17 protein-coding genes are annotated in these 18314 nt (G+C 66.8%); 5 read left to right on the top strand and 12 right to left on the bottom strand.

The window, feature by feature from the left end; all coding sequences use genetic code 11:
* Positions 1 to 60: 60 nt before the first annotated feature.
* Positions 61 to 987: a hypothetical protein gene (locus KXD97_RS14845; protein ID WP_260757614.1), complete on the top strand. Its 927-nt coding sequence runs from the start codon at positions 61 to 63 to the stop codon at positions 985 to 987.
* 33 nt (positions 988 to 1020) lie between these two features.
* On the opposite strand, the gene KXD97_RS14840 is transcribed toward KXD97_RS14845, so the two are convergent.
* The 5 genes from KXD97_RS14840 to KXD97_RS14820 all read right to left on the bottom strand — a co-directional run bounded on the left by KXD97_RS14840 (position 1021) and on the right by KXD97_RS14820 (position 7347).
* Entirely contained in the window at positions 1021 to 1446 is a 426-nt protein-coding gene (locus KXD97_RS14840) for a hypothetical protein (protein ID WP_260757613.1), read from the bottom strand.
* A gap of 262 nt (positions 1447 to 1708) precedes the next feature.
* Positions 1709 to 3103: an IS1380 family transposase gene (locus KXD97_RS14835; RefSeq protein WP_260752496.1), complete on the bottom strand. Its 1395-nt coding sequence runs from the start codon at positions 3101 to 3103 to the stop codon at positions 1709 to 1711.
* Between the two features lie 121 nt (positions 3104 to 3224).
* Positions 3225 to 4871, bottom strand: coding sequence for an IS1634 family transposase (locus tag KXD97_RS14830; protein ID WP_260757611.1), 1647 nt, complete (start codon positions 4869 to 4871; stop codon positions 3225 to 3227).
* A gap of 198 nt (positions 4872 to 5069) precedes the next feature.
* Entirely contained in the window at positions 5070 to 6206 is a 1137-nt protein-coding gene (locus KXD97_RS14825; protein ID WP_260757609.1) for a fatty acid desaturase, read from the bottom strand.
* A gap of 100 nt (positions 6207 to 6306) precedes the next feature.
* Positions 6307 to 7347: a ferredoxin reductase gene (locus KXD97_RS14820; RefSeq protein WP_260757608.1), complete on the bottom strand. Its 1041-nt coding sequence runs from the start codon at positions 7345 to 7347 to the stop codon at positions 6307 to 6309.
* Between the two features lie 69 nt (positions 7348 to 7416).
* On the opposite strand from KXD97_RS14820, the gene KXD97_RS14815 reads away from it, so the two are divergent.
* Both KXD97_RS14815 and KXD97_RS14810 read left to right on the top strand, forming a co-directional pair.
* A complete protein-coding gene (locus KXD97_RS14815; protein ID WP_260757607.1) occupies positions 7417 to 8085 on the top strand; it encodes a TetR family transcriptional regulator in 669 nt (222 codons plus the stop codon).
* Positions 8086 to 8095: 10 nt separating this feature from the next.
* On the top strand, positions 8096 to 8875 hold the full coding sequence (locus KXD97_RS14810) for an enoyl-CoA hydratase/isomerase family protein (RefSeq protein WP_260757605.1): 780 nt from the start codon (positions 8096 to 8098) through the stop codon (positions 8873 to 8875).
* 135 nt (positions 8876 to 9010) lie between these two features.
* On the opposite strand, the gene KXD97_RS14805 is transcribed toward KXD97_RS14810, so the two are convergent.
* From KXD97_RS14805 to KXD97_RS14780, 6 genes are all read right to left on the bottom strand, one after another.
* The gene (locus KXD97_RS14805; RefSeq protein ID WP_260757604.1) at positions 9011 to 10156 is read right to left on the bottom strand and encodes an aromatic ring-hydroxylating dioxygenase subunit alpha; all 1146 of its coding nucleotides are present in this window, start codon (positions 10154 to 10156) and stop codon (positions 9011 to 9013) included.
* Between the two features lie 111 nt (positions 10157 to 10267).
* The gene (locus KXD97_RS14800; protein WP_260757979.1) at positions 10268 to 11038 is read right to left on the bottom strand and encodes an SDR family NAD(P)-dependent oxidoreductase; all 771 of its coding nucleotides are present in this window, start codon (positions 11036 to 11038) and stop codon (positions 10268 to 10270) included.
* Positions 11038 to 11355 (bottom strand): RNA-binding protein, encoded by a 318-nt coding sequence (locus tag KXD97_RS14795; protein WP_260757602.1) that lies wholly within the window; start codon positions 11353 to 11355, stop codon positions 11038 to 11040. Before KXD97_RS14795 ends, KXD97_RS14800 begins: the two co-directional genes overlap by 1 nt.
* Before the next feature lie 475 nt (positions 11356 to 11830).
* Positions 11831 to 12694, bottom strand: a complete 864-nt coding sequence (locus KXD97_RS14790) for a pseudouridine synthase (RefSeq protein ID WP_260757601.1) — start codon at positions 12692 to 12694, stop codon at positions 11831 to 11833.
* Positions 12691 to 14436, bottom strand: coding sequence for a glycerol-3-phosphate dehydrogenase (gene glpD, locus KXD97_RS14785; protein ID WP_396885258.1), 1746 nt, complete (start codon positions 14434 to 14436; stop codon positions 12691 to 12693). The genes KXD97_RS14790 and glpD overlap by 4 nt, the downstream gene beginning before the upstream one ends.
* Before the next feature lie 90 nt (positions 14437 to 14526).
* Positions 14527 to 15942, bottom strand: a complete 1416-nt coding sequence (locus KXD97_RS14780; RefSeq protein WP_260757600.1) for an NAD(P)H-quinone dehydrogenase — start codon at positions 15940 to 15942, stop codon at positions 14527 to 14529.
* 83 nt (positions 15943 to 16025) lie between these two features.
* Here KXD97_RS14780 and KXD97_RS14775 point away from each other — a divergent pair, with 83 nt between their 5' ends.
* The gene (locus KXD97_RS14775; RefSeq protein WP_260757599.1) at positions 16026 to 16499 is read left to right on the top strand and encodes a gamma-glutamylcyclotransferase; all 474 of its coding nucleotides are present in this window, start codon (positions 16026 to 16028) and stop codon (positions 16497 to 16499) included.
* A gap of 565 nt (positions 16500 to 17064) precedes the next feature.
* On the opposite strand, the gene KXD97_RS14770 is transcribed toward KXD97_RS14775, so the two are convergent.
* A complete protein-coding gene (locus tag KXD97_RS14770; RefSeq protein WP_260757598.1) occupies positions 17065 to 17445 on the bottom strand; it encodes a hypothetical protein in 381 nt (126 codons plus the stop codon).
* A 198-nt stretch (positions 17446 to 17643) separates the two neighbouring features.
* Here KXD97_RS14770 and KXD97_RS14765 point away from each other — a divergent pair, with 198 nt between their 5' ends.
* Positions 17644 to 18303, top strand: coding sequence for an SDR family oxidoreductase (locus KXD97_RS14765; protein ID WP_260757594.1), 660 nt, complete (start codon positions 17644 to 17646; stop codon positions 18301 to 18303).
* The last annotated feature ends 11 nt before the right edge of the window (positions 18304 to 18314 follow it).

Here is an 18314-nt window from a genome sequence, read left to right as displayed (position 1 = left end):
ACTTCAGCGCTGCGTGCAATCTCGGCGAACCGTGTCGGGGGCCGGGTCAATCATTCGGCCATGAGACATGTCATCATCGGAACCGAGGCCGTCGCGACCGGCACCGTCACCAGTCACGAACTCAGACGCTGGTACCGCCCGATCTTCCCCAACGTGCACGCACCTGTGGACCGCGAACTCACACTGCGGGACCGGACCATCGGCGCGTGGCTATATTGCAGGCGCGAGGGCATCGTCACCGGGCTGGCCGCGGCCGCGTTACACGGTTCACTGTGGGTCGATGACGCCGTCGACATCGAATTGATTTTCAAGTGTTCACGTTCCCCAGCGGGGCTGGTCGCCCGCAACGAACGCATCGCACCGGACGAGTACCGGGACCTCGACGGTCTGCCGGTGGCAACGCCTGAGCGCACCGCGTTCGACCTGGGGCGATTCCGACCCGACTACGAAGCTCTGGCACGGTTGGACGCGCTCATGCGTGTCCGCCCCTTCGAGATTGACGACATCATGGTGCTCGCAGATCGATACAAGGGCGCACGCGGAGTTGCCCGGCTCAAGGCGCTGCTCCCCTACGTCGACGGTGGCGCCGAGTCACCGCGAGAATCGTGGTGGCGAAAGCTGCTCATCGACGCCGGCTTCCCCACGCCCGCCACCCAAATCCCGGTCGTCGACGAAGACGGCGTACACGTCCGCACCCTCGACCTGGGTTGGGAGGGTTTCAAGGTCGGGCTTGAATACGACGGCGACCAACATCAGTCCGACCGCCTGCAGTACCTCAAGGATCGGCGCGTCCTGCCTGAGCTTCGCCGCCTCAACTGGCATGTCACCTCAGTCGTCAAAGAAGACGATCCCGTCCTGGTGATCAACCGGCTGAACGCAGCCATGCGCTCGCGCGGCTGGCGAGGCGCGGTGCAGATCCCGTCGTACGCGTACGCCTACGCACGCCGTCTCACCGAGATTGCGCACAGCGTGCCCGCTTCGGCGTAGCGGCCGCGCGGAATGCGAGTTCGGCGTGCGGTGCTAGACCGTGCAGTCGACTCCCGCGACATCGGTGGCGATCACGCACGCCGACGGGTTGGACAGCTTCCACGCGCCGTCCTGATTCACCCAGTAGATGTTGTGGGTCTTGGTGCCGAAGATGGGGATGGTCACCGCGAGCTGCGCGTCGAGCTGGTCACCGTTGAGCACGGGGTTCTGCACCTGCCAGTTGACCATGCCGCCGTAGGTGTTCAGGCGATTGGCGATGTTGTCGGCGGTCGGCACGGCCGACTGTCCGCCGGCCAGCTTGGCGGCCCGTTCGCTCGCCGGCGCTCCGGTGTTGAGCACCTGCCGCAGCTCGGCGGTGAGCTGGCCGGCATCGGGCACCGACGGCTCGGCCGACGCTACCCCGACACCGCCCAACGCACCCGCAGCCACCACCGACATCGCCGCCAACGCAGCACGCATGAATTGCTTCCTTCCGCACAGAGGGTCCGACCCAGCCCACACCCCACCATGCAACCCTCCACGCCACAAGACCTACGTCCCCCCGAGTTGGGTCATTTGGCTTAGCCTCGATCCACCGATCAGCTGTTTGCGTGGTGATGAGTTCGATTGTGCGGCTTGATTCTGGTGTGTGCAGTGGTGTGCGTACCAGGGATCGCCCGGCCTCGCTGTCGGGTTGTTCCTGTTGGTCTTTCGCGTCGCGGGATGGGTTGAGAGGACCTGGTTAGGCGATGATGGGCCGATTTTGGTGAGACAGGCTGCCGAACAGGGTGTTCCAGGCATGTTCCCAGGGCCAGTCTCGTGGTAGGTGCAGGGTCAGCCGGCGGGCTGAGGACGCGATACGGGCTGGGACGCTGATCAGCGTTCGGCGGATGGTAGCGGTGCGGGCTTTGGCCAACGGTCCCCTGGTAAGGGTCGCGGCGGCGCGGGTGAGGTTGAACGCCATGGTGGCCATGACCAGCCAGGCGGCGTTGGCGGTGAATTTCCCTGAGGGCAGGTGAGCCAGGGCGGAGTTCTTCAGGTCGGCATGAACCTGTTCGATGATGGCGTGGCCGCGGTGGGTCTTGTCGGCGGTGACGGTGTCCAGATCAGTGGTGGTGAAGAACGCGTGGAAGCGCCAGGTGTCGAACAAGGTCTGCTGCCCGTCACTGCCGGTGGTGTTGAGGTCGGGGATGCGGCGCACCACCAACCGGCCGGGCACCTGCTGGCTGGCTTTCTTGGAACTGAACGCGGTGAATCCGATCTCGGCGACCTCGGCGCGGGAGATCCATCGCTTGGTGGGTTCGTCGTATATGGCGTCGGTGTACTCGATCGGTGTCCACGCGTCGTCGGGGATCTGGGCGATCGCGGTTTTGACTTTGGTGTCCATCCGCACCGTGATCGATACCTCAGCGCCGCCGCGCAGTGCTGCAGCGACGGTGGGATGGCCGTAGAAGGCTGAATCGGCTCGCAGCAGCGGCTTGCCGGTGGCTTCGGGGCTGCGCAGACGGTTCACGGTGGCCAGGGTGTCGGCGATGATCCGCTTGGCTCCCCGTGGTGAGCCGCACGATCCTTTGCGCAGACGGGCACCGGTGATCACCGGCGCACCGGCGGTAGTGGTGAGCGTGGCGATCAACGCGTTGAGCCCGCGGACCCGGGTGTAGCCGTATCCGGATCCTTGTTTGGCATAGCCGTGGACTTCGATGATGGTGTCGTCCAGATCGACCAGGATCGGGCCGTCGATCCCGGCCAGCAGCGGGGTGCGGGCATGCAGGCCCGCCAGGAACCGGGAGGCCACCGCGTCGAGTTGGCGGACATGCCCGAAGGTGAATGCGCGCAGGAACGACCCCAAGGTCGAGGGTGCATACGGGCGGTCGAACACGGTGCCCATCGCCCCGTGCCGCAATAAGGCCATGTCATCGATGCTGTCGGCTCCGGCCACCATGCCTGCGACCAGGCAGGCGACTTTCGCGCCACTGTTGGAGCCCTTGTCGGTCGGGACGCTGAGATGCTCATCCGCCAGTGCGGCCAGGCCGCACTGGCCGGCCAAGGCGGCCATCGGGACCAGCCCGGCGCACGACACCAGATTCGGGTCATCGAAGACTGCTGAGGCTACGGGCCGGGTGTGAGATAGTTGCATCTACGAGATGCCCTTCGTTGTGGCCGAATGTGATCTTAGAGAAATCTCATTCTTTCACCACGACAGGGCATTTCGGCGTTACAACCCACTCCGCGCCGCTACCTAATCGGTGTATCCAGGCTTAGTGCCTTGAATTCTCGGCGTTCAGTGCGTTGAGGATTGCGTTGACCTCGGTGTTTAGGGCTGGCGGGTAGGTGGCGATGACGCCGTTGAGGTCGATGGTGGCTGATCGCAGGGGTTTGAGGGTGCGTAGGAATCGGCGCAGTGACAGGCCGGTGCGGGTCTGGACTTCGCGGCTGACGGCCAGGGCGGTGAACACGATGGTCAGGTGGGCTTCGATGGCGTCGCGGGTGCGGGCGAACATGGGCCGGGCAGCGAGGTCGGATTTGGACATCCGGAAGGACGCCTCGACGTGCCAGAGGTCGTGGTAGCTGGCGACCACTTCGGTCGCGGGCATCAGTGCGGTGTCGATGTTGGTGACGTAGCCCTTGAGCCCGACCAAGCGGCGGGCGCGCTGCAACGACGCCTCGTCAAATTCTTGGGAACCGTTGCAGTTCTTGATGAACCGCGGTACCCGCGCGGCTTTCTCGCCGGCGACGACCGCGCGGGCCTTGTTCTCCTGCAGGTTGAGCGTCTTGGTGTCGCGCACCGCGCGTTTGGTCGAGTACGCCCACACCGCCCGCCAGGACTTGGTGTGGGTCGCCGGATCCCAGACGGGCTCGGCTTTGCGCTTGGGGTCGCTGGTCTTGGTCGCGGTGCCGCGTCGATCGCGTGGGGTGATGGTGTCGATGATCTGGCCATCGGTGAAGAAGTCGCCGTGCCAATGGAAGTGCGAGGCCAGATCGTTGGGCGCTTTGGTAACCCTCGATCCGACGATGAACCGCAACCCTGCCTCATCAAGTTCGCGCAGATTGCCGCTGGCCAGCATGCCCGCATCAGCGACGACGACAATGTCGGTGATCTCGTGGCGGGCTTGGAATGCCTTCACGATCGGCACGATCGTCAGAGTTTCGGCCTTGTTTCCTTCGAAACAGCCGATTTCCAAGGGGAATCCGCACCGATCGACCAGCAGCCCGACCACGATCTGCGGGTCCACTCGGCGTTCCTTGGAGTACCCCACGCGGCGTAGGTCGTCTTCCTTGTCGGCCTCGAAATACAGGGTCGTGACGTCGTAAAGCACCAGGCTGACATCACCGGCGGTGCGGGCGTGGGCGAAACACGCTGCGGCGATCTGGTCGCGGTAACCACCACCGCGGGCACGGCGCAGGGTGCGCTTGCGGGTCGACAGTGACGCTGAGGTACGTCCCAGCTCGGCGAGGACCCGATCGGCGTCGAGCAGGCTGGTCGGCTCGACCACCCGGGCGATGACCAGGTCACGGAAGACCTCATCGCCGACCGCGTCGTCGAACCCCAGGCTGGCATACACCTGCGCCAGGGCGTCATACAGCAGCCCGCTGCAGCTCTTGAGCACCCGCGGCCGCACCACCAACTCCCGTACTGCGGATTCTCCAGCATCCTCGGTGAACAGCATGCCAGCTGGCGGTGGAACCATATGGGCCCGAACGGCTTTCAGCGTGATCCCCAGATCCAACTCGCCTTGGGTGTCATCGGCCAACAGCCGGCGGGCCTCCTCGAGCAGCAGACCCAGCTCGGCGTCATCACGCGCAGAGCCCACATGGCGCACGATCCGGCGGCGGCCATCGACGGATTCGGCGATCTGGACCGCGGTCGCGCCCGAGGCCGTGCGCACCCGCCGAATCCACACCATCCAGGCAGCCTACTGACCCAAATTAGTGCCTAGCAGGGGCACTAAGCGGAGACATCACCCCAGCTCAAGACACCGCCACCCTACAAAACTGACCAAAGTGACCCAACTCAGGCCACAAGACCTACGTCCCCGGCGCCGAAACGCGCGTATCCACGCGGCCCCTCGCGTGGGGCCGCGTGGAATACGGTCTCAGGGGGGTCAGAACGGCAGGGCGAACTTCACGATCTTGCGCACCACCGTCGCGAACTGCCGCGGCAATGGCCCGGTGTTGTAGGGCACGCCGTAGCGCTCACAGATCTCCCGCACCTTCGGCGCGATCTCGGCGTGCCGGAACGCCGGAATGTCCGGAAACAGGTGATGTTCGATCTGAAAGCTCAAGTTGCCGGACAAGATGTGAAACAGCTTCCCACCGGTCAGATTGGCCGAGCCGAGCACCTGCCGGAAATACCACTGTCCACGCGTCTCGGCTTTGGTCTCCTCGATGGAGAACTCCTGGACATCCTCGGGGAAGTGCCCGCAGAAGATGATCATGTACGCCCACACGTTGCGCATCAGATTGGCGGTCAGGTTGCCGGTGAACACCCACGGCGCGAACGGGCCGGCCAGCAGCGGGAACGCGACGTAGTCCTTGAGTGTCTGCCGCTTCGTCTTGGCCCAGATCTCGCGCAGAATCTCGCGCTTGTCGGTCAGGGTGATCTCACCGGCGGCGATCTTCTCGCTCTCCAGCTCGTGCAACGCCACGCCGTACTGGAACAGCACCATCAGCAGGAACGCGTACACCGGGTTGCCCAGGTAGTACGGACGCCACTTCTGGTCGGAGCTCATGCGCAGGATGCCGTAGCCGATGTCGCGGTCGAGCCCGACGATGTTGGTGTAGGTGTGGTGCATGTAGTTGTGCGAGTGCCGCCACTGGTCGGCCGGGCAGGCGGTGTCCCACTCGAAGCCACGGCTGGAGATCGCCGGGTCGCCCATCCAGTCGTACTGGCCGTGCATGACGTTGTGGCCGATCTCCATGTTGTCGATGATCTTGCTCAGCCCCAGCATCGCGGTTCCTGCCAGCCAGAACGGCGGAAAGATGCCGCCGAACAGCAGAGCGCGGCCGCCGATCTCAAGTCCGCGCTGCGCCTTGATCATTCGCCGGATGTAGGTGGCGTCGCGCTCGCCGAGGTCGGCGATCACGCTTTCCTTGAGCGCGTCGAGTTCCCTACCGAATGCCTCGGCCTGCTCGGGGGTCAGGGTGACGGTCTTGCCGGCGACGGTCTTGGTGATGGTCTGTTGCGTCGGGGCGGCCGGGTTGGTGGTCGGGGTGGTCGGGGTTTCCAGGACTTCGGTCATGATCTCCCTCTCAGTTTTGGTCAGTTCTCGGGCGGGCGCCGAGATCGCGTCCAGCGCGGCGATTCGTCCACTTGACGCGCGTGGAATGCGATTTCGGCGGTTATAGGTCGACGTCGACATCGCCGGCCGGCGCCGACACGCAGATCTGGATGTCCTCCTCCTCCGTCGACGACAGTGCTCCAGTGATGACGTTGCGCACCGCACCGCTGGTCTTGCGACGAGTGCACGAGAAGCAGATGCCCATCCGGCATCCACTCTCCGGGGTCAGGCCCGCATCCTCGGCCTGGTCGAGCAGCGGACGGCCGTCATCGACGACGTCGAGTCCGCTGCCGGTGAATTGCACTCGGCCACCGCTGGATTCGCCGGTGAACACCGGTGGCACGAAGCTCTCCGCGACGGAATCGGGGTAGACGCCCCGGACCGCGTCGACGAGCGCGGGCGGTCCGCAGACGAACACCGCGTCGGCGTCGAACACGCGGTCGGTGAACCGCGGCGGCAGATCGGATCCGGTCGTGTCGCGGGTGTACCCGTGCAGGACGCGCACATTCGGCATCACCGCGGCGATCTCGGCGAGCTCGTCGCGGTAGCACGCCTCCGGTGCCGAACGCGCGTAGTGCACGAACGTCACCTCGCCGGCGTGCCGGCGGGCGCGTAGCGTTCGCAGCATCGACATCACCGGGGTGATGCCGCTGCCGCCGGAGACCAGCAGCAGGCGTCCCGGGGTGTCGGGCAGTGTGAACTCGCCGGCGACGGAGTCCAGACCGACAACCATGCCCGGCCGGGCGTGCTCGAACAGATAGGACGACACCAGTCCGCCGTCGTGGCGGCCGACGGTCAGCTCGATATGCCGATCGGTCTCGGCGTTGGCCGGCGAGTAGGGCCGGGTGCGGCGGCGGCCATCGATGTCGACGGAGACATTGATGTGCTGACCGGCCCGGAACCCCGTAAATGCTCGGTTGGGCGCCAGGGTCAGCGTCACACTGCGCGGCGTGCTGCGCCGCACGGCGACCACGCGGGCACGGGCGTGGCCCCGTGTCCATGTCGGGTCGACCAGCTCGGTGTAACGGTCGACGCCGTGCGGACCGGTCAGCAGGTCCAGCAGCGCGGACCTGCGCACCTTCGTGAGCGTTTCAGTGAACATATGTACACCGTGCGCGCCGAGGGCCGGGCAGGTCAAGAGATCGCTGCAGCGTGTGGTAGGTTTCACACAGTGAACAGTCGTACGCCCAGCTCACGATCGGGTCGGTCCCGGTCTCGCGAGAAGGAGACGCTGTCACGCGAGGAACGCAAGGAGGCCACCCGGCGGGCGATCGTCGCGGCGGCGCTGCGCCTGCTCGCCGAACGCAGCTTCAGTGGCCTGAGCCTGCGCGAGGTCACCCGGGAGGCCGGCATCGTTCCGGCAGCGTTCTACCGGCACTTCGAGTCGATGGAAGCGCTCGGCCTCGTGCTGATCGACGAGTCGTTCCGGGCGCTGCGCGAGATGCTGCGCGGCGCGCGGGCCGGCAGACTCGACCCGAACCGGGTGATCGAGTCCTCGGTGGACATCCTCATCGACAGCGTGCAGCAGCGCCGCGAGCACTGGCGCTTCATCGGCCGCGAGCGCTCAACCGGCGTCACGGTGCTGCGGTATGCGATTCGCACCGAAATACGGCTGATCACTTCGGAATTGGCGATCGACCTGGCGCGCTTCCCCAACCTGAACACTTGGAGCAGCGAGGACCTCAACATCCTCGCCAACGTGTTCGTCAACAGCATGATCGCCATCGCCGAATCCCTCGAAGACGCCACCGACCCGGCCAGCATCGCCGAAATCCGCCGCATCGCGATCAAACAGCTGCGAATGATCACTGTCGGCGTGGCGGGCTGGCGCAGCGGTTAACGTGACGGGCATGTCGTCCGTCGTCGAAGTCACCCACCCCAGGCCCGAAATCTCCGTGGTCACCCTGAACCGGCCGGACAAGCTCAACGCGCTGTCCCATGAGCTGGTCGAGGGCCTGCACGCCGTGCTCGACGGCCTCGCCGCCGACAACACGTGCCGCGTGGTGGTCCTCACCGGCGCCGGACGCGGGTTCTGCGCCGGACTGGACCTCACCGCGCCCAACCCCGAGCAGACCGGCGGCGGCACCGAATTCCCCCGCTCGGGCATGCGGTGGCAGGAACGCATCGCCGACCTGACGGCCAAGATCCATCGGCTGCGGCAACCGGTGAGCGCGGCGGTCAACGGCGTCGCTTACGGCGGCGGACTCGGGATCGCCGCGGCCTGTGACATTCGGGTGGCGTCGCCGACGGCGCGGTTCTGCACGCAGTTCATCAAGCTGGGACTCGGGGGGTGCGACATCGGCGTGAGCTACACGCTGCCCCGCATCGTCGGCGCCGGCCCTGCCTTCGACATGATCCTGACCGCGCGTGTGGTCGACGCCGACGAAGCGCTGCGGCTCGGTCTGGCCTCACGGGTGGCCGACCCGGCACTGGACGAGGCGCTGTCGATTGCCGAAACACTCTGCGAATACGGAAAATTCGGCGTCGAATCGACCAAGCAGGTGCTGTGGGCCAATCTCGAGGCGTCCAGCCTGGAGGCTGCGCTGCACCTGGAGAACCGCAGCCAGATCCTGGCCTCGACCAGCGGCGAGATGCGCGAGATGGCCGCCACGATTCTCCGCAAGTCCTGACCTCGTCCGCCAAGGGGGCTTAACCCGGCAGCCCGGCAGCCCGGCCCTGCCGAAATCGCATTCCACGTGGCCAATTTCGCCCTGGGGCCGCGTGGAATGCGATTTCGGCGGAAACCCGGCGGACAGGAGCCGGGGTCAGGCGAGGGCGACGCCGAGCTCGCCGGCGAGCACCCGGATCATGTGCTGGACGCCGATCTCGTTGCGGCCGATCAGCATGTGATCGTGCTGACCGTGCCGCACCCCTTCCCCACACTGGGGCAGCATCACGAAGTCCTCGTCGCGGACGGCGGCGTGCACCTGGTTGTAGATCTCGTCGTAGAACGCGCGCTGCGCGTCGTCGGCGGCGGGATACCGGGCCATCCAGCTGTGCCGGACCGTGCAACGGGTCGGCTCGCCGGCGGGCAGGATGTCGATGATCTCCACCCCGACGGGGCTGTTGGCCAGGATCAGGTTCGGGTAGATCCAGTAGATGACGCCCATCCGGAGCACGGGATCCCAGTCCTGCGAGGGGTTGTCGTTCAGCTCGGCGATGTTGTTGAACGGGAAGCCGATCCGGTGATGGCGCCCCCACTCGTCATAGACGTGGGTGTTGGCCACCGTGTTGAGCCCGATCACGCTCTGCCCGTGCACATAGGGGAAGTGGTACCCCTCGGCGAAGGCCTCCAGGGCACCCTTCCAGCTGGTCTCGGACTCGAACTCGCGGTCGTCGTGGTACCCGTACGTGCGGTAGTTCCACTGCTCGAGTTCTGCGGCGAAGCCGCCCAGATGGGTGTCCAGGTCGATGTCGGCACCGGCGGTCAGCACCGCCCACACAAACCCGAACCGCTCCTCGTTGGGTAGTTCGACCAACCCGTAACCCTCCGGGTCCACCTCGGCGAACCCGGCTTTGCCCGGGATACGCACCAACTTGCCCGCCGAGTCGTAATTCCAGGCGTGATAAGGGCATACGAAGCGACGGGAGTTCCCGCTGCCGCAGGCCGGCATCGCGCCGCGGTGGCGGCAGTAGTTCAGGAACACGTGCGCCACGCCGTCGGCGTCGCGGGTGACCAGCAGCGAGTCGCCGAGCACCGACCGCACCACGTAGTCGTGTCTGTTCGGAATCTGACTGCCCGGCACGATGGCCAGCGGGGTGCGCCGCAGGATCGCCGACTCCTCGATCTCGGTGATCTTCGGATCGCGGTAGTAGTGAAGCGGCACCCGCAGCACCGCGTCGGCCATGTCCGTCGTCTTTGCGTTGACCAGCGCCAGTCCGCGTTCGGTCAACGTCCGGTCGAGCGTCATGCCAGTGACCATACACCTACGACATTGCGTATGGCCACGATGCCGCCGAGATTGCGCCCGGTGCGGGAGAACGGGCCCGAGGGCCGCGTGGAATGCGATTTCGGCGGAGGGTCAGCGTGGGGTACCTCCGCCGTCGGCGATGATCACCTGACCGGTGATGTAGCTGCCGGCGTCGGAGGTGAGAAGCAGTGCCGCACCGACCATTTCGTCGGCGGTCGCCAAGCGACCCATCAGCGTGCCGCCAACCATCCCGTCGATGGCCTCCTGCGGGTTCTTGCGCATCATGTCGGTGTCCACCGGTCCGGGAGCCAGCGCGTTGACCCGAATGCCGTGATGTACGAACTCCGCGGCCATGGACCGGGTGAACGACATCATCGCGGCCTTCATCGACGCGTAGATCGACAGCATCGGCGCGAAGATGAACGCGCCCACCGACACCATGTTGAGCACCGCGGCATGCTCACTGGCCTTCAGGTGCGGCAACGCCTCCTGCACGAGCAGCACCGGCCCGCGCAGATTGACCTCGAACGACTTGGTCAACGCGTCGACGGTCATGTGTCCGAACGGTTGCGCGAGCGGGTTGGCGGCATTGTTGACCAGCACGTCGACTCCGCCGAACTCGGACACGGTGCGCTCCACGAGCGCCCCGAGGTCGTCGACCTCGCCCAGGTGGGCAGGGATCCCGATCGCGGTGCCGCCCAAGCCACGCAGGTGTTGGGCGGCCTGCCCGCAGGCGTCGGCCTTGCGGCTGGCCACCACCACCCGCGCGCCCGCCAGCACATAGCCCTCGGCCAGCGCCAAGCCGATTCCGCGGGTGCCGCCGGTGACGATCACGGTCCGGTCTGTCATGTCGAACAGCCGGTCGAAGGAAGCGCGGTCCACTAGATGCATCCACCCACGCTGATGCGCCGGCCGACGTCGGCGCAGACGCTGACGTTGGGCGCAGGGACGTACACCGGCGGGGGCGGGGGCGGGGGCGGCGGCGGGGGCGCGCCCGGCGGCGGTGGCGGGGGCGGCGGCGGGGGTGGCGGCGCTAGGGCCTCGTTGAGCTCAGAGAACGGATCGGCGCAACCGGTGATGTCGACGTGGACTCCGCCGACGGAACCACACACCGCCCCGTAGGCCGGAGCGGGGATCAGCACCGGGACCGACGCCCCGAGAAACAGCGACGCGGACGCGACCAGCCAGCTCTTGCGCAACTGCACTCCTTGTCGTCTCCGGTGCCCGTCACCGCAGACAGGCTGATTGTGACAGTCGGGCCGCCCACCCCGCGGCCGAACCCGCCCGATCCGCGCTCGCGGCCGCACGGACCGCGCGGGCATCGTGATTTGCCATCTGGGCGCGAATCGGAACGGATTCCGTATGTCTGCACAGCATCTGGCCGGTTCTGGTATGCCGCCGCTCCGCGCGCCGACGTAGCCGACAGTGTCACCAGGTGCGCAAAGGCCCGTCAACAGGGGTCGCCAAGCACAATGCCTAGTCAGCGCCAAGATTGACGATGATGTCTAATCGCTCAGCGAACTGTTGACAGATGAAGTACATTTTTCCACTGTGCGTCGCTAACGCGCCGGGCGACGCACGTGACACGGGAGCGGGAACGCTGCCGACGGTGTTCGTGTGCGCTCAGATCGCGATAGAGCGATCTTCGAGGGGAGTCGCGATCTGAGCGCACATTCAGATCGTCCGCCCGCTGGTGAACCGCTGTTGGACGCCCGTCACCGGGTCGGCGAACGTCAACGTATGCGCCAGGAGCTTCAGCGGGGTCGAGAAGTCCCCGGCCGCCACGTCGATCACCGAGGGGTACAGCGGGTCGCCATCGATCGGCAGTCCGAGTGAGTTCATGTGGACGCGCAACTGGTGGGTGCGCCCCGTGCGCGGGGTCAGCCGGTAGTGACCGTCACCGCAGCTCTGCACCAGAGTCTCGGCGTTCGGCTCTCCCGGCTCCTCCAACGCCTGTAATCGGCTGCGCTGCTTGATGATCCGGCTGCGAACCGTCTCCGGAAACTCCCGCTGCGTGGGCGCCGACGACCGCGCGAGGTACGTCTTGGCCGCCTCGCCGCGCGCGAACATCGTCTGATAGGCGCCGCGGACCGCGCGATGGGTGGTGAAGACCAGCACCCCGGCGGTCAGCCGGTCCAGCCGGTGCGCGGGGCTGAGTTCGGGCTCGTCGAGTTCGCGGCGCAGCCGGACGAGCGCGGTTTGCGCGACATGCCCGCCGCGCGGCATGGTCGCGAGGAAGTGCGGTTTGTCGACGACGACGAGGTTGTCGTCCCGGTGCAGGATAGGCATGTCGAACGGCACCGGTACCTCGTCGGGTAGGTCACGGTACAGGTAGACCACCGAATTGGGTTGCAGCACAGTGGCTGCCGTCACGGTAGTGCCGTCAGCGGTGAACACCTCGCCGTCGAGCACCTTCTGCGCCGCTGCCTGACCGAACCGGTCGGCGAACTCCACCAGCACCGCACCGCCGCGCACCCGCACCCGCGCCGGTCCGAGCCCGTCGCGCACCGGAAGCGGTGCGGGGCGGGGGCGCCTCAATTGAGCGGTACCGGCTCGAGGATCTCAGCGCGCGCCTCCGGGGCGGCGGCGCGCAACGCGTCGGCGGACTCGTCGTCGGGCTGCGTCTGCGAGAGCACCTCGGCCTCCACCCGCGCCAGGTAGGTGTCGACCTCCCGGTCGATGTCATCGGCGCTCCAACCCAGCACGGGCGCAACGATTTCGGCGACCTCACGGGCGGAGTCCACGCCCCGGTGCGGGTACTCGATCGAGATCCGCATCCGGCGCGCAAGGATGTCCTCGAGGTGCAGCGCTCCCTCCGCGGCCGCGGCGTAAGCGGCTTCCACCTTCAGATACACCGGCGCCTCGGTGATCGGCTCGAGCAGCTCTGGCCGGTGGTCAGCCAGCGAGAGCACCTCGCCGATCAGCGACCCGTACCGGTCCAGCAGGTGCCGAACGCGATACGGATGCAGACCGTAATGCGCACCGACACTTTGTGTTTGGTTGATCATCGCGAAGTACCCGTCGGCGCCCAGCAGCGGCACCTTCTCGGTGATCGACGGCGCCACCCTGGTCGGGATGAACTCGGCGGCCGCGTCGATCGCGTCCTCCGCCATCACCCGGTAGGTGGTGTACTTGCCGCCGGCGATCGCGACCAGACCGGGGGCGGGCACCGCGACGGCGTGCTCGCGCGACAGCTTGGAGGTCTCCTCGCTCTCGCCCGCCAGTAGTGGCCGCAGTCCGGCGTACACCCCGTCGATGTCGTCGTGGGTCAGCGGTGTGGCCAGCACCTTGTTCACCTGCCCGAGGATGTAGTCGATGTCGGCCTTGGTCGCTGCCGGGTGGGCGAGGTCGAGGTTCCAGTCGGTGTCGGTGGTGCCGATGATCCAGTGCGTGCCCCACGGGATCACGAACAGCACCGACTTCTCGGTGCGCAGGATGATCGCGACCTCGCTGACGATGCGATCGCGGGGCACCACGATGTGCACGCCCTTGGATGCGCGCACCCGAAACCTGCCGCGCTGCTTGGACAGTGCCTGGATCTCGTCGGTCCATACCCCGGTGGCGTTGACCACGACGTGCCCGCGCACCTCGGTGACCGAACCGTCCTCGGAATCGCGCACCCGCACGCCGGTGACCCGGTCACCCTCCCGCAGCAGCGCGACCACCTGCGTCGACGTCCGCACCACCGCGCCGTAGTGCGCGGCCGTGCGCGCCACCGTCATCGTGTGGCGGGCATCGTCGACGACGGTGTCGTAATAGCGGATTCCACCGACCAGCGAGCTGCGCTTGAGTCCCGGCGACAGTCGCAGCGCACCCGAGCGGGTCAGATGCTTCTGCGCGGGAACGGATTTCGCGCCACCGAGCTGGTCATAGAGGAAGATACCGGCGGCGACGTAGGGCCGCTCCCACCACCGGTTGGTCAACGGGAACAGGAACGGCAACGGCTTCACCAGATGCGGCGCCAGCGTTGTCAGCGACAGTTCGCGTTCGTGCAGGGCTTCGCGCACCAGGCCGAACTCGAGCTGTTCGAGGTAGCGCAGCCCGCCGTGGAACATCTTGCTGCTGCGACTGGAGGTGCCCGAAGCGAAATCGCGGGCCTCCACCAGCGCGACCTTCAGGCCGCGGGTCGCCGCGTCCAGTGCCGCTCCGGCGCCGACGATGCCGCCGCCGATGACGATCACGTCGAACTGTTCGCTGCCGAGCCGTTCCCAGGCACGGACCCGCTGATCAGGGCTCAGGAAGGTCTGGCTGTTGCCCGGAGCGGGGATCGGGTCACCCACGTAAACCGGCTCCTCGTTACTCGTCAGTACGGGTTGTCGCCTCCCAGGCTAGCCGGACGACGATCAAGCGGCGAGGAACGAGCCGCGTGCTCAGTCCAGATCGTCGTGGGCCATCAGCCGGCGCGCGGCTTCCACGATCGACCCCGACAGCGACGGATACACCGACAGCGTCTGCGCCAGATCGGTCACCGAGATGCGGTTCTGCACGGCCAGCGCGATCGGCAGGATCAGCTCCGAGGCGATCGGAGCGACCACCACGCCGCCGATCACCACCCCGGTGGCGGGCCGGCAGAAGATCTTGACGAAGCCGTGCCGCAGCAGCGACATCTTCGCTCGGGCGTTGGTGCTCAGCGGCAGCATCAAGGTGCGGGCGGGCACACTGCCGTCGTCGATCGCCGACTGCGGGATGCCGACCGCGGCGATCTCCGGCCGGGTGAACGTCGCCGAGGCCACCGTGCGCAGCCGGATGGGCGACACGCCCTCACCGAGCGCGTGGTACATCGCGATGCGGCCCTGCATCGCGGCCACCGAGGCCAGTGGCAGCAGCCCGGTGCAGTCGCCCGCGGCGTAGATTCCGGCGGCCGGGGTCCGCGACACCCGGTCGACGGGGATGTAGCCGCCGGGTTTGAGATCGACGCCGACTCGTTCCAGGCCCAGCCCGGAGGTGTTGGGCACCGAGCCGACGGTCATCAGTGCGTGGCTGCCCTCGACGACGCGTCCGTCGGCTATGGCGACCCTGACGCCGGTGTCGGTGCGGGTCACCGAGTCGGCGCGGGCGTTCTTGACCAGCGTCACGCCGCGCTCGTTGAACACCTCCTCCAACGCGGCCGCGGCGTCGGAGTCCTCGTGGGGCAGGATCTGGTCACGGCTGGCCACCACCGTCACCGTCACGCCGAGCTCGGTGTAGGCGTTGCAGAACTCCGCGCCGGTCACCCCGGAGCCGACGATGATCAGGTGCTCCGGCAGCTCGGTCAGGTCGTACACCTGGCGCCATGTCAGGATCCGCTCGCCGTCGGGGATTGCGTTGGGCAGCACCCGCGGGCTCGCGCCGGTGGCGAGCAGCACGACGTCGGCTTTGAGTACGCCGACCTTGCCGTCGTTGGTGGTGACCTTCACCCGGTGGTGCGCCATGCCGGCGATGTCGTCGACGAGCTCTCCGCGGCCGCCGATGATCGTGACGCCCTGGTTGAGCAGTTGGCTGCCGATGTCGGCTGACTGCGACGCGGCCAGGGTCTTGACGCGGTTGTTGATCTGCGGGAGCGAAATCCGGGCGTCGTCGATGCCGATGTCGTAGCCCAGGCCCTGGGCGCGTCGCAGCTCGGTGCGCACACCGCTCGATGCGATGAACGTCTTCGACGGCACACAGTCATACAGCACGCACGCCCCGCCCAGACCGTCCTGGTCGACCACGGTCACCTGAGTGACGTCGCGTCCCCGCGCGGCCGCGACCAGAGCCGCCTCGTATCCCGCTGGTCCTCCGCCGATGATCACGATGCGCGTTACCACGTTCTCAACCTAGGGCACGGAGGTGGCCGAGGCGTTCAGACACATGCTCCGCCCGATGGCGGCCGGGCGTCTAAGCTTCTCGCGTGCCGATCTACGCCGCCTACGGATCGAATATGCATCCCGAACAGATGCTGGAGCGGGCTCCGCACTCCCCGATGGCCGGGACGGGCTGGTTGCACGGATGGCGGCTGACGTTCGGCGGCGCGGACATCGCCTGGGAGGGCGCGCTGGCCACGATCGTCGAGGACCCGAACTCGAAGGTATTCGTCGTGCTCTACGACGTGACCAAGGAGGACGAGGAGAACCTCGACCGTTGGGAGGGCTCCGAACTGGGCTTCCACAAGAAGATCCGGTGCCGGGTGGAACGCACCTCCTCAGACACCGACACCGATCCGGTGCTGGCGTGGCTGTATGTGCTCGACGCCTGGGAGGGTGGTATCCCGTCGGCGCGGTATCTCGGCGTGATGGCCGATGCGGCCGAGATCGCCGGGGCGCCAGCTGAATACGTGCACGATCTGCGCACGCGCCCCGCGGGCAACGTCGGCCCCGGCGCGTAGGCGTCCTTTCCCTGAACCGCGCGTCGACCGAACCCACGTGTCGGTGCCCAGGCCTCGTCCGGGCCCCGGTTCCGCCGCGTCACCCGCGAAATCCTCGGGGCCGCCCACCCGTCGTCCTGGTGAGCGTCGGATCGCAAACTCCGTGACTGTTGACGGCTGGCCGGGAGTCTCCGGGCGTTGTCAACCACGTGGCAAACGCACTGGTGTCGTCCACGCCACGGATGCCAGGTCGACGGCATCGGCGAAAGTCCACCGTCGCCGGCGCTCCGCGCGTGCGCAGGTTCCGCGCGTCACCGCTGTCCGGGCGACAACTCAGCCTGAAACCCATCGCTGTTGACGGCGCCCAGTCACATACTCGCCCGTTGGTGACCGCGATGGGGCCCTACCCGGACTCGAAATCGCACGCGTACAACGCGGGTGCGGGGCCCGGGCGAAACATCGCGTCACTAAGTCCGCAGCGAATGCGACGTCGCTGTGCCTCAGCGCTCGTCGATCCCCCGAAGTGGGGCCACAACTGAACGTCACAGTGGGGCCAGCTCACATTGACATTGCCAGGTCCCTCTTCTCAGCTTTCATGGGCGCGAGGCTTGCCCATCGACCTGAGCATTTCCAGCATGCCGTGAAGGTGAGCGACCGCAGTCTCGATGTCGTAGTAGTTGCGTTGCCCTGCTCGGGACTCGGCCGCCAGAAGCCCGCAGCGATGAACGTCGTGGAAGTCGCCGTACGGAAACTTGTAACGGCCCTTGCGGTTCTCGTCCTGCAGGTCGTCGATCCCCAGATACCATTTGGAGTACTCCGCGATCCCGCACTTTTCGATGAACTCGTTCTCCTGCCGGGCCGACGGCTGATGCTCGCTCCATGCATCGCGGTCGTCGATCACACAACTGCCCGCCTCTATCAACTCCTGCGCATGCCTGTATGCCCTGTCGTTCAGTTTGACCGTCATGAATACACATTCGCTGTCACGGCAGCTCCTACCTTCGTCCCGGCGCGCCAGAATTTGTCACGCATGGTTCTCCTAGCGGGGTGAAGCCGCCTGTCGGCAATCGATTCATCGCCTTACTGTGACCTTATTTTTCTCTTAGTTTTCTTAAAAAGGGTGTAAGGTGGCCCGCAAGCGTTCGTCGCAAGGGAAGGAACCCGCATGCTGCAATCACCTGAGCGGATCGTCCTCATCACCGGCGCGTCGCGCGGCGTCGGCGCCGCAGTCGCCCAGCGGGTCGCCGCCCCGAACACCCACGTCCTCGTCCAGCATCGCGGAAACGCCGAGCGTGCCGAGTCCGTGGCGCAGGCCGTCCGCGACGCGGGCGGGGATGCATCGACGATCGCCGCCGACATCTACGACGAATTCGCCGTCGCGGCGATGATCGACACCATCCGCGCACGCTTCGGCCGACTCGACGTCCTCATCCTCAACGCCTCCGGCGACCTGGAGATGGGCGCCGGACCGAGCCACGCCATGCGGGCCAAAGGCGATGCCCAGCGCCGCCTCGCCACGCTGGCGATGCCGTTGATGCCTGCCGGCGCCCGGATCGTGTTCGTCACCAGCCATCAGGCGCACTTCTACCCAAACAAGGCGGTGCCGAAGGGCTACGCAGGCGTCGCCGCGAGCCAGCGGGCCGGCGAAACCGCGCTGTACGCACTGCGCTACGAGTTCGCGCACGCGGGAATCGGTTTCACCGTGGTCTCCGCCGAAATCACCCAAGACATCGTCATGGTGCCGGCCATCGCCGACGCGGCGACCGCCGCACGGCCGACCGGGATCGTGTACGTCGGCGGCACGGGTCACCTGATGACCGCCTGAATCGCGGCCGC

The organism is Mycobacterium sp. SMC-8 (assembly GCF_025263565.1).
GTDB lineage: Bacteria > Actinomycetota > Actinomycetes > Mycobacteriales > Mycobacteriaceae > Mycobacterium.
This window is presented reverse-complemented; position numbering and strand designations above follow the sequence as displayed.

What these genes read in the sequence shown, in the direction of transcription:
- KXD97_RS14805 (WP_260757604.1), bottom strand. Translation starts at nt 10,156, where the DNA reads ATGACGCTCGACCGGACGTTGACCGAACGCGGACTGGCGCTGGTCAAC.
- KXD97_RS14845 (WP_260757614.1), top strand. Translation starts at nt 61, where the DNA reads ATGAGACATGTCATCATCGGAACCGAGGCCGTCGCGACCGGCACCGTC.
- KXD97_RS14825 (WP_260757609.1), bottom strand. Translation starts at nt 6,206, where the DNA reads ATGACCGAAGTCCTGGAAACCCCGACCACCCCGACCACCAACCCGGCC.
- KXD97_RS14835 (WP_260752496.1), bottom strand. Translation starts at nt 3,103, where the DNA reads ATGCAACTATCTCACACCCGGCCCGTAGCCTCAGCAGTCTTCGATGAC.
- KXD97_RS14810 (WP_260757605.1), top strand. Translation starts at nt 8,096, where the DNA reads ATGTCGTCCGTCGTCGAAGTCACCCACCCCAGGCCCGAAATCTCCGTG.
- KXD97_RS14840 (WP_260757613.1), bottom strand. Translation starts at nt 1,446, where the DNA reads ATGCGTGCTGCGTTGGCGGCGATGTCGGTGGTGGCTGCGGGTGCGTTG.
- KXD97_RS14770 (WP_260757598.1), bottom strand. Translation starts at nt 17,445, where the DNA reads ATGACGGTCAAACTGAACGACAGGGCATACAGGCATGCGCAGGAGTTG.
- KXD97_RS14820 (WP_260757608.1), bottom strand. Translation starts at nt 7,347, where the DNA reads ATGTTCACTGAAACGCTCACGAAGGTGCGCAGGTCCGCGCTGCTGGAC.
- KXD97_RS14830 (WP_260757611.1), bottom strand. Translation starts at nt 4,871, where the DNA reads ATGGTGTGGATTCGGCGGGTGCGCACGGCCTCGGGCGCGACCGCGGTC.
- KXD97_RS14765 (WP_260757594.1), top strand. Translation starts at nt 17,644, where the DNA reads ATGCTGCAATCACCTGAGCGGATCGTCCTCATCACCGGCGCGTCGCGC.